Raw genomic sequence first — 14,300 nt, 5'->3', positions numbered from 1 at the left:
CGGCGTTACAGGGTTGGCCCTACCAACCAGGGGACGAATTCTTCGTCGCCAATGCCCTGCTGCTCGCTCTTGGTTTTCTTGCCGCTGGCCACCTCCAGGATTTCGTCGAAGATCCGCTCGCCGGCGGAAACAATCGACTCTCCTTCCAGGACGGTCCCGGCGTTCACGTCCATATCAGCGCTCATGCGCTCGTACATCGGGGTGTTGGTGGCGATCTTGATCGAAGGCGTCGGTTTGCAGCCGAAACAACTTCCCCGCCCTGTGGTGAAGCAAATGATGTTCGCCCCGCCAGCAACCATGCCGGTAACACTGGCCGGGTCGTAGCCAGGCGTGTCCATAAAGACCAACCCTTGGGCAGCGACCGGCTCGGCATATTGATAGACATCAACCAGCGCCGTACTTCCGGCCTTGGCCACGGCACCGAGTGACTTCTCGGCAATGGTGGTCAAACCGCCCGCTTTGTTTCCCGGAGAAGGATTGTTATCGAGCTGCGCACCGAACATGGCAACGTAGTTCTTCCACCACTCGATCCGCTCGATCAGTTTCGCAGCGACATCCGGCGAGACGGCCCGCCGTGTGAGAAGATGCTCGGCGCCATACACCTCGGATGTCTCGCTTAAGATCGCCGTCCCACCACAAGCAACGATACGGTCGCTGGCGATACCTAGTGCAGGATTGGCCGTCACGCCCGAGTTGCCGTCGCTGCCGCCGCACTCGAGACCAACCGAAAGATGCCTCGCCGAAACGGTTTGCCGCTCGATGGCGTTCACCTTCGGTAGCATCTTAGATACCTGAGCGATGCCCGCTTCAACGGTCCGCAGGGTGCCCCCTTCGTCTTGCATTGAAAGCACCAAGGGGCCTGGGCCATCGGTCCCAATCACGCCTTCAATTTGAATCAAATTTTGCTGCTTCAACAGATACCCCATCGCGCCTGTCTCGCAGCCCAGTCCCACCAGCAGAAAGCCACCGACATTGGGGTGATTGGCAATGCCGGCCATCAAGCGGTTGAGCGTATGATGTGCGTCGCCGCCGAACTGCATACCACAGCCCGCCTCGTGCTTCATGGCAATCACGCCGTCTACGTTGGGGTACTTGGCAAGTTCTTCCGCCGGAAACCTCTGGGCAATGAACTTGGCAACGCTCGCCGAACAATTCACTGTGCTAATAACGGCCAGGTAATTTCGCGTTCCCACTTTGTCGTTGCCGCGAACATACCCCTGGAACGTCTTATCTTCGATGGCCGTCGGAGGCTCCGGTATCTGAGAACAAGGAGCATAGTCGGCATGCACATCGACCATGGCCAAATTGTGGCTGTGGACGTGCTGGCCTGGAGAAATATCGGCGATGGCCTGACCGATGATCTGACCGTATTTAAAAACCGACGCCCCTTGGGCAATGTGGGCCACAGCAACCTTATGGCCGGCTGGTATCGAATCTACGGATAAGAACTCGCCATCCGTGCATTTCAGAGCGGCCCCTGGCGAAATGGATGTTCTGGCGACGGCTACATTGTCGAATGAGTCCAGCATGACCAAGGAGCGGGAAATTTTCTCGTCAAGCATGCCAGGTACCCTATAATTAGCTTTCATGATCAATGCGTTTCGAGCCAGCAGGTTTAAAGCTTTTCACCACCGCTCGAATCGTATCGAATTCGCCGTCAGGTGAAAATCCTCCGCCACCGAGCCTACCATCTCGTCAAGGAACCCTCGATGAACCTTTGGTCGATCACTTCTCGTAAGTTCATCCTGGTGTTTTCCCTGGTTGCGATAACCATCGGCCTTCCGGCTGCTTTTGCGGACGACCGGGACTACGAATCGCCAGAGATCCGCCGAGCGATTCAATTGCTCGAGAAAAACGGCGCGCATGTCCAATTCTATCAGAACTACGACGATCAAACCTCTTACTACGTCAATCTTTACGCGACCAAGGCAAATCCCGAGAACCTGCAAACGTTGTTGGTTCTGCCTAAGATCGAGCGTTTATGGCTGGGAGCCAACTTCGACCTGAGCCCCCTCACCTGGAATACGATCACGCAGTTGGGCGAACTTCAGCATTTGCACGTGTTTGGTAGTCCCACCGATGACGACCTGATGCAGATCGCCCAACTGTCGAACCTCGTTTCCTTGCAGCTGGGGGGCAACAACTTTTCGCCGGCAGGCCTGTGGTACCTGGAAGAGCTCACACGGCTCGAACAATTGACCTTAAAACTTGACGGAAACTGTGAACCTTACTTCGCTTACCTCGCCCGGCTGCCGAATCTGAATCAGCTTTCTGTCTACGATCCCAACTCGAAAGATGTCTCGCTCAAGGGAATCGAAAACTTCCCTGCGTTACGGACCCTCTCGATCAATTTCAAGCACATCTCAGGGCATGCGTTAGAGACGATACCGCAGATAGCCGGCCTGAAAGCCCTTACGCTGACGAATGTTTCGTTCAACGGAAAAGACATGGAGATCTTCCGTAAGCTTAAGCAGCTAGAGCACTTGAACCTCCACCACTGCGAATTCCCATCCGACAACTTCACGGCGTTGGCAGGGCTCGAAGGTGTCCAGCACATGACCATTTCGCATTCCAATTTGATCGACGACGCCATGACGACCCTCGGTGGCCTACCGTCGCTCAACTATCTTTACCTCAACCTCACGCCGATTACCGATACAGGATTGAAGAACCTGAAAGACGCCAAGGGATTAGAGACGCTGCATTTACGCAGCACCGATGTTACTCAAGAGGGAGTCGATTGGCTCTCCGCCGAACTTCCCAATCTTCGCGTTATTGCCCCACTCAACAATTGAGCGAATGATTGCGCAGTGGACATGACTTTAACGGTTGCGGAATTTGCGTTACGACAGATTCGTTTACGCAGGTTCTGCAAATTCTGCCGATTAGGCGCCTTCCGATATTGAAACTTCCCCGCTTCTGGCGTTCAATGATTAATACGTCGGGGGTAAGCATGGACGGATCGATTCGGGAATCGCTACGGCGGATTTCCCGACCATCAGGAGGGTAATCAATGCGGCGCGGGGCTTTCTCAACTATATCCGGCTCAATTGTTGCAGTCGCAGCCATTCTCACAACCTTTGGCAGTTTATCTGCCCAGGCTCCCGTTGCTTTCCCACCGGTCCCCATCGATGTTGGCGGCCCAACGGATCCTGAAATCGAACGCATCGTCGCCACGCTAGAAAAAAGCGGCTGCTTGTTCGGCTATGGTGCTTCGCTTTCCGATGAAATCGTTAATTGGCCCGAGTACGGCTGCATCCGCGTGGATGGAGCAAAAATGAAAGACGATCATTGGGATCTGCTCTTGCAGCTTCCCCCGGTGAAGCTGCTGTCCCTTCACAACACCCCACCGGCAGGCAGCGTACGCGATTGCCTGCGACAAATGTCGCAACTGTCCGAGCTTCAACTGCACAACAGTCTCGACGATGGGGGCATGTCGACCATTGCCGAGCTGCCTGGTCTTCAAGCGATTCGAATCGCCGAAACGAAGATCTCTGACCATGGCATCTGGTATCTCGAAGAACTGCAAAACCTAAAGCATGTCGAACTCGAAGAATTGCCGGTTACCAACCAAAGCTTCCATTACCTGAAGCAACTTCCTCGACTGAGCACCCTTTCGGTAACCGCTGCCGACCTGAGTGGACCATGGTATTTAAAGAACGGAGACTTCCCATGTCTCGGCAAGTTGACCCTCGAGGGTGAGAAGGTTACTGATGAGGTCGCCGAGCAGGTTTCACAGCTTAAAAGCCTGGTAGAAGTCCGATTCGAGCGCACCAACCTAACGATGGCAGGCCTCGCTCAACTAGCTGGCATGCCGAATATCGAGCAGCTTTCCGCCACCCAGTCGACCTTAGAAGACGCCCCTTGCACGATGGCGCTGCCTGCGGCAAAGCTTCACTCGCTCGATTTAAGCGGCACGAGTGCCGGCGACCAATTCCTCGGCTCGATGGCTAATTTCCCATCCCTGGCCGAGTTGAACTTGTCTGATGCCAAAGTCACGGATGTCGGCGTGGCGAAACTTCAATGCCTGAAATCGCTGGAAACCTTGCGACTCAACAACACACAAGTCACCAACATCGGGCTAGAGTCGATTGACAGCCTTCCCAGCCTACGCGAAATCCATCTGCATGGCACGAAATTGAACGGGGATGTCCTCGACCACCTGACCGCCGTGAAGACGCTGGAGTGGATCGACTTGAGCAACACCAATGTCAGCGGCGAGAAGCTCTCGAAGCTGGCAGAACTACCAAATTTGCGAGGCGTGGCCCTTTTCAATACGCCGATCAGCGCCAGCGACCTTCCCTATCTGCGAAAGCTTTCGCACGTGGACGAAGTATATGTCGACGGAAGCCAGCTGACCGTCGCCGAGCAACAAAAGCTGCGAGAGTACTACGCAACCGCCAAATTGCGACTTTCGCGATAGTCGTCCTCGGTATTTCGGGGTCACGTAGCCCATCTCTAGGTAGGCTGGTCAATCATCACACCCCCACTAAGACTGGGGGCATGGCAATTCGTTTTTGACCGAAATCTGTAACGGATCGTTAATCGTCTCCTATAATAGGAAAGGTCCTACTTTTCAGCATTTGCGCGCATGCCCCATCCCGGGCAAACTCATAACAGGCAATCGCCAATTATCCCATGTCGACTGACGCTCCATCCAGCATAACCACGGCCCAAGCAGTCCCAACCCAATCGGTTGGCACGGACTCGATCCGTCGGAAAATCAATCGCACTCGGCGCAGCGTCAAACTGGCCGAGCTAGTCGCCGGCCTGCTTATGTTTGTTGCTGGTTCGCTGCTGTTTCTATTAACGCTGGCCGTTGTCGATCATTGGATCGTCGGGCTCAACTTCGCTGCCCGTTTGCTGGCGTTCCTGGTGTACGTGGTCGCAGCGGTTGGTTTTCTGTGGGTCTATGTGGCGCCGCTGCTTTTCCAGTCGATCAATCCGCTTTATGCAGCCAAGATGATCGAGCAAGGCCAACCGACGTTAAAAAACAGCTTGCTCAATTTCCTGTTCCTCAATCAGAACAATCAGGGAACCCACAAGGCGATCCTCGACGCGGTCGAGACCCAGGCAGCTTCCGACATATCTTCGCTTTCGCTAGAACACCTGGTCGATTACTCGAAGGCGATCCGCATCGGTTATATCTTGGCGGCACTGGCCGTGCTGTTCGGACTGTATACGGTTCTCTCGCCGAAGAATCCGCTGCAAACGGCTGCCAGAATTGCGATGCCTTGGAACGATATCGCCCGGCCTTCGCGGGTCAAGATTGTCGATGTGCAACCAGGCGATACGAGCATCTACCAGGGACAAGAGATTGACGTTGTCGTCAAACTGCATGATGTCGCCGATGGAGATCGCCTGGAAGTCATTTACTCGACCAAAGATGGGCAACTAGTCGATCAGGCAATTCCCCTCCAGGCAAGCGACGACGGGTTCGATTACCAAGCCAAACTAAGCACGTCGGAATCCGGCATTCAGCAAGACCTGATCTATCGTATCGAAGCAGGCGACGCGGCGACGCGTGATTTTGAGATCACCACGATCGAAGCGCCATCGATCGACGTAGAGTCACTGCGGTACGATCCCCCTGCTTACACGAAGGAATCACCGTGGGAGCAGCAAGGAGATGGTCATATCCGGGCCCTTGAAGGAACGATGGTGACCATCCGCACGATCAGTAATCGACCGATCAAGAAGGCCTACATCGAGTTTGATCCGGTAGCCGATTCCCCCATCGTTTCGCTCAATACAACTCCGCTGCAAGTCAGCTCCGAAGAGCCGACCAAAGCATCCGTCCGCTTCCCCTTGGAAATGAACGACGCAGGCACCGCCGGCAAATTCCGCTCGTACCAGATCCGCTTTCGTACGGAAGATGGGGTGCTGAATCCTCACCCGGTGCTATATCACATCGACGTCGTGCGCGACCTGCCTCCAGAGATCGAATACTTGGAGCCGACCGCCTCGGAAGTTGAACTACCTGCCAACCGCAGCCTCGATGTTCGCTTGCGAGCGATCGATCCCGACTTCGGTATTCGACAACTGCGTGTCACCGGCACCATCAGTCAGGCAGGCGGTCCGCGGCTTGAAAAAACGATCGATGCTTCGATCCTCGACCAACCCAAGTCTGGCCAGGTGATCGAGTCATGGAAGCTGGTCCCCAAAGAACACAAGCTAGAAGTCGGCGACATCGTCAAGCTGATCGGTGTGGCTGAAGATACACGGACCGATTTCACCGGCAAACTTAAACCCAATATCGCTCGCACCAACCCACGGACGATCCGCATCGTAGAGCCTGTCGCCGGCGAGCAGCAAGGCGACAAATCGCAGGACGAAGGTTCGACCAGTGACCAGGGCGAGCAGTCGGACGAGCAGAGCGAATCCAACGATTCCGGCGAGCAAGGCGAACAAGAGGGTGACGGTTCCGAGTCGGGCGAATCAGGCGATATGTCGGAAGGCGAGAAAGGTAACCAAGAGAGCCAAAGCGAAGGCAACTCTGGCGAAGACTCTAATCAAGAGGGGATGAAGGGTCAGTCCGACAAACCCCAAGAAGGCGAGAACGACGGTGAGTCGGAAGACCAGCAGTCCGGCCAAGGCAGCGGAAGCTCGTCCAAGAAAGAACCAGGCGACGAGAACCAAGACCCGCAACAAGGTAAAGGTTCTGAGCCCCAAGAAGGCGAGCAGCAGTCAGGCGAACCTCAAGAAGGGGATCCGCAATCGGGCGAAGGGGGAATGGGCCAGTCGCAAGAGGAAGGCGGAGACCAAGAGTCGCAGTCAAAATCCAATGGCGGCCAAGGGGGTGAAGCGTCCCAGTCTTCGGACGATCAACAGCGCGAGCAGAATCAATCTGAACAAACGGGCCAACCTAACGGCAGTGGCACCGGCAAAGCAGGCGATCCCAACAAAGGTGGCGAGCTTCAACAAGGGGACGCTTCGACGCAGCCCAACGAAAACTCCACCGTTGAGAAGCGACAAGACCCCGTAGCGCCAGATGGCTCGCAAGATGGCGATGCGTTCGAGCGGATTCAGGATTACTTGAAAGAGAAACAGGAGCAACAAGGCCAGCAACCCTCGCCCGAAAACAGCGATCAGCCCAACCCGCAGCAACAAGGTCAAGGCGAAGGTTCCGGCACCGGTCAAAAGCCGGAAGAAGGGATGCAAGACGGCGCCAGTGGCAACAGCCAACAAGACCCGTCCGACTCGCAAGGACAAAACAGCGAAGGACAAAACAACCAGGGCCAGAAAAACCAAGGCCAAGGCAGCAAGCAAGGTTCCAACGAGCAATCGACCGGCGAGCTAGAGAGATCGCAACCAAACGAAAATGGCGTCGACAACGGGATGAAGCCTGAGAATTCGGCAGGGGGCGAGAACGCATCCGGCGAGCAAGAAAAAGAAGGCGAGCCAGGCACTACCGACAACAACCAAGGCCAGTCGTCGGAGCGGGATACGCAGAACGACGAACAAGGCGCCGGCGAAAACAAAGGGGGCGCGGTTCAAGAGGAACAAGAGGCCAACCCGTCGGACGACTCGGAACGTTCTGGCGATACCGGCAAAGGAGACAACACCGACTCCGGAGCAGGGTCGAAATCGAACGAAGGAGATAAAGGAAGCCCCGAGTCGAGCGAGAAGGCCAACAAGCAGAGCGAAAACAACATGAAGCCCGACGATCGCAGCAGCGACGAGCAAGGCGATCAACCGAAGTCCCCTTCCAATAGCGACAAGCAGTCCGACAGTAAGGGAGAAACCCGCGGCGATCAAAGTGGTGGCGGCGGATCAGGCGGCGGACAATCCGCCAAGCAGGCCGGCAACGACAGCGCCGGTAGCACCAGCGCTGCCGACCAAGGTGCTGGTGCCGCCAACCAACAAGGCGAAGGAGAAACGGGTCAAGAAGGAGGCGACGGCCCCCAAGCCGACGAGCAGACAGGTTCCAGCGGCGATGAAAAGGGAGATGGTTCGAGCAAGACGAACTCACCTGCCGGACAAGAGGCCGGCATGGAAGGTGCCGATTCGGAACGCGGCCCCAACGATTCTCAGCAATCGAACGATCCGCAGCAAAGCGGGCGAGGCCCAGGCAATTCGACGGTTCCTCAAGGGGGCGGCTTGGAAGGAAACAACACGCCACAAGACAACGACGGTCCCCGTGTTGAGCCGGGCGAAGATGCAGCCAACTTGGATTACGCCAAGCAGGCGACTGACATGGTGCTTGACCAGCTGCAGCACCAAGAGTCGCCCGATCAGGAAATGCTCGATGAACTGGGCTGGTCGAAAGATGACTTTGCTCGCTTCGTGCAGCGTTGGAAACAAATGAAACAGGCCGCCGGCTCGGAAGACGCTCAGGCCAAGCAAGATCTCAACGACGCGCTGCGAAGCCTGGGGCTCTCACGCGGCGAAGATACAACCCGGCGAGTCGAATCGCGCGATGCAGCCGCCTCCGGCGGTTCAAGCGATACGCAGCGCAGCAGCCCGCCTCCTTCGTTCATGGAACAATATCGGGCTTATCTCAAGGGGGCTTCTCAATAAAGCCTTCGTTAGGGCAAAATAGAGAATTCCTTAATTTTCAACCTCGCCGAGCATATTTCGCAGGGATTCGGCTTCCGGCTTGCCCAAGCAGGCTGCGTCCTCCCTGCCATGCACGATACAAACATCGTCAGCCGCATGGCACCTCATGTCCCTCGCTATCTCGCTCCTTTTCATCCCAAGAGCGTCTCGCATTACTTTACGGATGTTCTGATTATCGGTGGCGGTATCGCAGGCCTGCGAGCAGCTTTAGAAATCGATCCACAGCTTTCAGCGCTGATCCTATCGAAAGAGCAGATTCAGGAATCGAACAGTAACTACGCCCAAGGGGGTATCGCTGGCGTCCTGGACAACGAAGACCGCTTTGAAGATCACGCGGCCGATACGATCACCGCCGGGGGCAGTCTGTGCGACAAGAACGTCGTCGATCTGGTTGTGCAAGAAGGGCCGGAATGCATCCGCGAGCTGATTCGCTGGGGAACCGAGTTCGATCGCATTGATGGCCGCCTGGCACTCACGCGCGAAGGGGGCCATGGCCGCGACCGTATTGTTCATGCTCTTGGCGATGCCACCGGCAAGGAAGTGATTCGCTCGATCGTCGAGATGGTTCGCTCGCGCCGCAACATTCAGATCTGGCAAAACGAGTTCACTCAAGATCTGATCGTCCACGATGGTATCTGCCGTGGCGCGCTCGCTTCCGACGAAAAGCATGGCCGCACGTTGATCTGGGCCAAGCATACGATTTTGGCATCCGGCGGCGTGGGACAAATCTATCGCGAATCAACCAACCCGGGCGTCGCCACCGGCGACGGTATTGCCATGGCACTTAGGGCCGGGGCTGAAATGCGGGACATGGAGTTCATGCAGTTTCATCCGACGGTCCTTTATATCGCCGGTAGTAGCCGCAGCTTGATCACCGAAGCGGTTCGCGGTGAAGGTGGGCACTTGGTCGATCGCAGCGGCTATCGATTCATGAAAGACTACGACCCGCGCGGCGAGTTGGCTCCCCGCGATGTCGTGTCGCAGGCGATCGTTTCCCAGATGGAACTGACCAAGCATCCCAACGTGTATCTCAAGCTCGATCACCTGAATGCCGAGTTTGTGCGAAACCGCTTTCCGAGTATCTACGCCGGCTGTAAAAAGTTTGGAATCGATATCACTTCCGACCGAGTCCCCGTTCGTCCTGGCGCCCATTACATGATCGGCGGCATTGCGGTCGACACCAACGGCGCGACCTCGATCCCCAATCTATGGGCGGCTGGCGAGGTCACCAGCAGCGGCCTGCATGGGGCCAACCGTCTGGCATCGAACAGTTTGCTGGAAGGTCTCGTATACGGTAAGAGGGCCGGTCGCAATGCGTCCGAAGGGGCGTTTACGATGCCAGACCGCTTCGAGGCGATCAATTTACAACATCCCATAGCCGAGTCCGGCGAGCCGTTGGATCTGAGCGATATTCGCAACTCGCTCAAAAGCCTGATGTGGCGAAACGTGGGCGTACGTCGAGATGCTCGCGGACTGCAGGATGCCATAGAAACGATCGAGGCCTGGTGCCGATATGTCCTGCCCCAACAGTTTGACCACCCCAGCGGTTGGGAGCTGCAAAACATGCTGATCGTGGCCCAAGTTATGGCCCGGGCAGCTTTCTTGCGAGAGGAATCGCGAGGCGTTCACCTAAGAATGGACTTCCCCCAGACCGACAACACCCACTGGAACCATCATCTTCCGCTCCGGTTGTCCGACCTTCCGTAGCTACTTTTCCGGTTTCCTACCGGGCTGAAAGCGAATTTCGGCAAGTCTTAACTAGACCGGAGTTTATGCGTTGCATGGGTTGCGTTACACTACGTGTTTTAAACTTGGTTAACGAGGCGGGCCATCTTCACTGCGGCCCCCTCCCCTGCCTTTTCGGATAGCCTGAGAAAAACGAACTGCTATGGTTGATCAAAATTCCGATCTGCCGATGATCGAGGCCGACCGGCTTTCCAAATTCTACGGCATCTTTGCCGCTTCGCGAGAAATCAGTTTCAAGGTTCGTCGCGGCGAAGTGGTTGCCTTTCTGGGCCCCAATGGTGCCGGCAAAAGCACGACGATGAAACTGCTTACGGGGTATTTAGCACCCAGCGAAGGGGTTGCCCGCATCGCCGGCTACAACATGGCCACCCAGCGATTGCAAGGGTCGTCGGTGTTGGGCTACCTGCCGGAGAATGGCCCCCTATATCCGGACGCGACGCCGCACAGCTTGCTCTGGTTCATTGGCGAGGCCCGCGGCATGAGCCCGGCCAAACGTACCGAGCGAATCGAGGCGGTCGTCGATCTCTGCAACCTGGACACCGTGCTACACAAGCCGATCTCGAAGCTATCCAAAGGCTATAAACAGCGTGTCGGCATGGCGCAAGCAATTTTGCACGAGCCGGAAGTGCTGATCCTGGACGAACCAACGTCGGGACTCGACCCGAATCAAATCCGCGGTGTGCGTGACATGATTCGTCGTTTAGGGGAAGAGAAAACGATCCTGCTTTCGACGCATATTTTCCAGGAAGTCGATGCGTTGGCGACCCGGGCCATCGTAATCAACGAAGGTCGACTCATTTACGATGGTGGCATCGACGCGATGAAGCAGCCTGGCGAAAGCCTGGACGACGCTTTCTATCGGATGACCAAAGGGGTGAACGCATTGACCACCCCGGACGGCGAAGAGCCTGCCCCAGCCAACTAAACCGGACTGGCCCCTACGGCCTGCTTGAACGAAACATTATTCCTTCTGAAATAACAACACGGTAACAAGACATGTCCGCCGAGTTTTACGCCAAGTTAGCAACGCTTGTTCTCTTCGATCTTTTGGCTGCGCTGGCGTTCTTCATTTTGCTGATTCCGCTCTCAATGGTCAAAAAGGCTTCTTATGCCGTGATGAAGCGGAACTTCAAGTCGTACTTCAGCAACCCAACCGGGTACGTCTTTCTTGCACTTTTCGTTTTGCTGACCTCGATGGCCGCATTTTGGCCGCACGAGTTCTTCAATGCGAACCTGGCGAATCTCAACGAATTGAATTCCCAGATCACGCTTATCATGCTGATCTTTATCCCCACCATTACCATGGGTTTGTGGGCCGACGAAAAGCGGCTGGGGACAGACGAACTGCTGCTGACCCTGCCAGCTACCGACTTTGATATCGTGATCGGAAAGTACCTGGCCGCCGTGTCGGTGTTCAGTGTCTCCTTGATTTTCTCGCAGCTTTGTAACTTCCTCGTGCTCGATGCCCTGTCGCTCGGCTCGCTCGACGCAGGCCTCTTTATCACGACCTATATCGGATACTGGTTCATCGGCCTGACGATGATTGCTTTGGGGATGGTGGCTTCGTTCATGACGAACAACCTGACCCTGGGCTTTGTGCTGGGGATTTTGGTCAACGCACCTTTCGTGCTGCTTCAATACTCGGATGCGTTCGTGACGCAAAACGAATGGGTCGGATTTCTCAGCGAAGCGAGTATGGGAAAACAGTTCGCCGACTTTGGGCGTGGAGTGATCTCGATCAGTTCGCTGGCTTACTTCCTCATGATGTCGGTCGTTGGTATTTACTTGGCGATGGTCCTCATCGGCCGCCGACATTGGCTGGGGGGCAAAGATGGCGAGTCCCTGCTGGGGCATTACATGGTTCGTGCGACCTGCCTGCTGGTGATCGCGTTCGCGAGCACGCTGTTCTTCGTGATTAATGACATTCGTTGGGACTATACCGAGAACGGCACCAGCAGCCTGCTGCCTCAGACTAAGCAGCTCGTTCGCAATCTTACGACGGACCAACCGGTTCGTATCGAAGCGTTTGTCAGCGGCAGCGTTCCTAAGAACTATGCCCAGACGAAACTCGACTTGATCAACTACCTGAACGAGTTCCGCGCCCTCAGCGGCTCGAAGATCAACGTGGTGATTCACGACGGCCTAGAGCCATTCAGCGAAACGGCCGATATCGCTCGCGAGACCTACGGCATCGAGCCACGCGAGCTGATCTCGCAGCAGCGTGGGGCACTTGCCCAGGAAGAAGTGATCCTCGGGGCCGCCGTGCAGCGAGGTCTGGAAAAGGTCGTGATTCCCTTCTTCGATAACGGCGTGCCGGTCGAGTACGAGCTGGTTCGTTCGATCGGAACGGTTTCCGAGAAAAAACGCAAACGCCTGGGTGTTCTGCAAAGCGATGCTCAGTTGTTCGGTGGTATTCAACAAAACGCCATGGGTGGTTATCAGAACATTCCACCGCAGCAAATCATTACCGAACTAGAAAAGCAATACGACGTGATTGAAGTCGACCCTACGTCGGCGATCGATCCCAATTCGTACGATGTGCTTCTCGCCGTGCAGCCGTCGAGTTTGACGCCACCGGCAATGAAGAACTTCCTCGACGCCGTCAAGGCCGGCATTCCTACGGCGATCTTCGACGACCCGGCCCCGACCCTCATGGGACAAGCCACGCCGATCGGTCAAGACAAACGAAACCCTTTCCCTGGCCGACGTCCGCCGGAACAAAAAGGAGACATTCGTCAACTGTGGGACCTGCTGCATGTTTCGATGCCCGGCAAGCAGCTGCCTACCGATCGTTACTATCAACCGTCGATCGTATGGCAAGATTACAACCCGGAAGTCCGCTTAAGAAACCTGGGTGCGATTACTAAGGAATATGTTTTCGCCGATCGCTTCACGCCGGGTGCCCCGGAATACGAAACCCTGAATAACACGGTCGACGTCACGCAAGATCTGCGTCAGATGCTCTTCCTTTTCGCTGGGGCAATTAAGAAACAGCCAGGCTACCCGAAGTCGATGACCTTCACCCCACTGGTCACCACCGGGACCAAGATCGGCACAATCACGCTGCAAGATCTAACCAGCGCTCGTCAGGATCAACGACGCATGGAAGCCAAGCGGCAACCGGCGTACGGCCCCAATGGCGGCGCCCCCAGCCCGTTTGTTTTGGCAGCGCTCATCCAAGGAACGCCACCCTCGGTCGCCGAGAATGCCGCCAAGGCCGAAACATCAGCGGATGCTGAAGCGAAGGACGCCGAAAAGAAGGATGGCGAAGAAGCGAACGATGCCGAGACCGACGCCAACAAGCCTGCGAAAACGGATGGCGCGATCAACGTGGCATTGGTGAGCGATATCGACCTGCTGCATTCGGTCTTTGTGCAGCTGCGTGCTCAAAGTGCCGACAGCTCTGAAATGCAGATCGACAACACGAACTTCCTGTTGAACCTGATCGACAAGCTGGCCGGTGATGACGAGTACATCCCCATCCGCAGCCGCAGTGAACCGATCGCGCGGTTGGGCTTGATGGAACGCTTGACCGATTCAGCCAAAACCCAAAGCGATCGGGCTCTACGCGATGCGGCGTTGAGCGCCGAGGCACAGCAAGAGCAACTGGACAAAGAACTGCAGAAGCCGCTGGAAGACCTGACCAGGAAGATCAACACGCTTCAAGCTCGTGCCAACCAAGGAGGCGAAATCAGTCTCCGTGAACGACAAGAGATCCAATCGTTGCAGTTGGAATATGCCCAACGCGAGGCAGACGTCGAAAACAAGAAGCGTGCCGCCTTGCAAAAGATCCAGGCCAATGCTCAACGCGAACAAGAGCGTATCACGCGCGAGTTGAATCGTGAGATTCTGTCCTATCAAAATCAGGTCAAAACGTTGGCCGTGGCGCTTCCGCCTATCCCACCGATCATTATCGGTATCGTGGTCTTTGTACTACGGCGCTTGAAGGAACGCGAGGGATTGTCGAAAGACCGAATTGTCAAATAGTTCGCATA

Annotated in this window: 7 protein-coding genes; 6 read left to right on the top strand and 1 reads right to left on the bottom strand. The window is 55.9% G+C overall.

Features of this window, described 5'->3' with window-relative positions:
• Positions 1 to 5 precede the first annotated feature (5 nt).
• On the bottom strand, positions 6 to 1,562 hold the full coding sequence (locus tag HOV93_RS14585; protein ID WP_207397250.1) for a UxaA family hydrolase: 1,557 nt from the start codon (positions 1,560 to 1,562) through the stop codon (positions 6 to 8).
• Between the two features lie 147 nt (positions 1,563 to 1,709).
• Between HOV93_RS14585 and HOV93_RS14580 the strand changes: the two genes are divergently transcribed.
• From HOV93_RS14580 to HOV93_RS14555, 6 genes are all read left to right on the top strand, one after another.
• The gene (locus HOV93_RS14580) at positions 1,710 to 2,795 is read left to right on the top strand and encodes a hypothetical protein (RefSeq protein ID WP_207397249.1); all 1,086 of its coding nucleotides are present in this window, start codon (positions 1,710 to 1,712) and stop codon (positions 2,793 to 2,795) included.
• A gap of 218 nt (positions 2,796 to 3,013) precedes the next feature.
• Positions 3,014 to 4,423 carry a leucine-rich repeat domain-containing protein gene (locus tag HOV93_RS14575; protein WP_207397248.1) on the top strand — a complete coding sequence of 470 codons (1,410 nt, stop codon included), beginning with the start codon at positions 3,014 to 3,016 and terminating at the stop codon, positions 4,421 to 4,423.
• Positions 4,424 to 4,638: 215 nt separating this feature from the next.
• Positions 4,639 to 8,520, top strand: a complete 3,882-nt coding sequence (locus tag HOV93_RS14570; protein WP_207397247.1) for a hypothetical protein — start codon at positions 4,639 to 4,641, stop codon at positions 8,518 to 8,520.
• Between the two features lie 108 nt (positions 8,521 to 8,628).
• Positions 8,629 to 10,266: an L-aspartate oxidase gene (nadB, locus tag HOV93_RS14565; protein WP_235990393.1), complete on the top strand. Its 1,638-nt coding sequence runs from the start codon at positions 8,629 to 8,631 to the stop codon at positions 10,264 to 10,266.
• Between the two features lie 181 nt (positions 10,267 to 10,447).
• Positions 10,448 to 11,230 carry an ABC transporter ATP-binding protein gene (locus HOV93_RS14560; protein WP_235990391.1) on the top strand — a complete coding sequence of 261 codons (783 nt, stop codon included), beginning with the start codon at positions 10,448 to 10,450 and terminating at the stop codon, positions 11,228 to 11,230.
• 71 nt (positions 11,231 to 11,301) lie between these two features.
• The gene (locus tag HOV93_RS14555) at positions 11,302 to 14,292 is read left to right on the top strand and encodes a Gldg family protein (protein WP_207397246.1); all 2,991 of its coding nucleotides are present in this window, start codon (positions 11,302 to 11,304) and stop codon (positions 14,290 to 14,292) included.
• The last annotated feature ends 8 nt before the right edge of the window (positions 14,293 to 14,300 follow it).

The organism is Bremerella alba, from assembly GCF_013618625.1.
Classification (GTDB): domain Bacteria; phylum Planctomycetota; class Planctomycetia; order Pirellulales; family Pirellulaceae; genus Bremerella; species Bremerella alba.
Note: the sequence above shows the minus strand (reverse complement) of the source record. Positions and strands in the feature narration are given on the sequence as shown.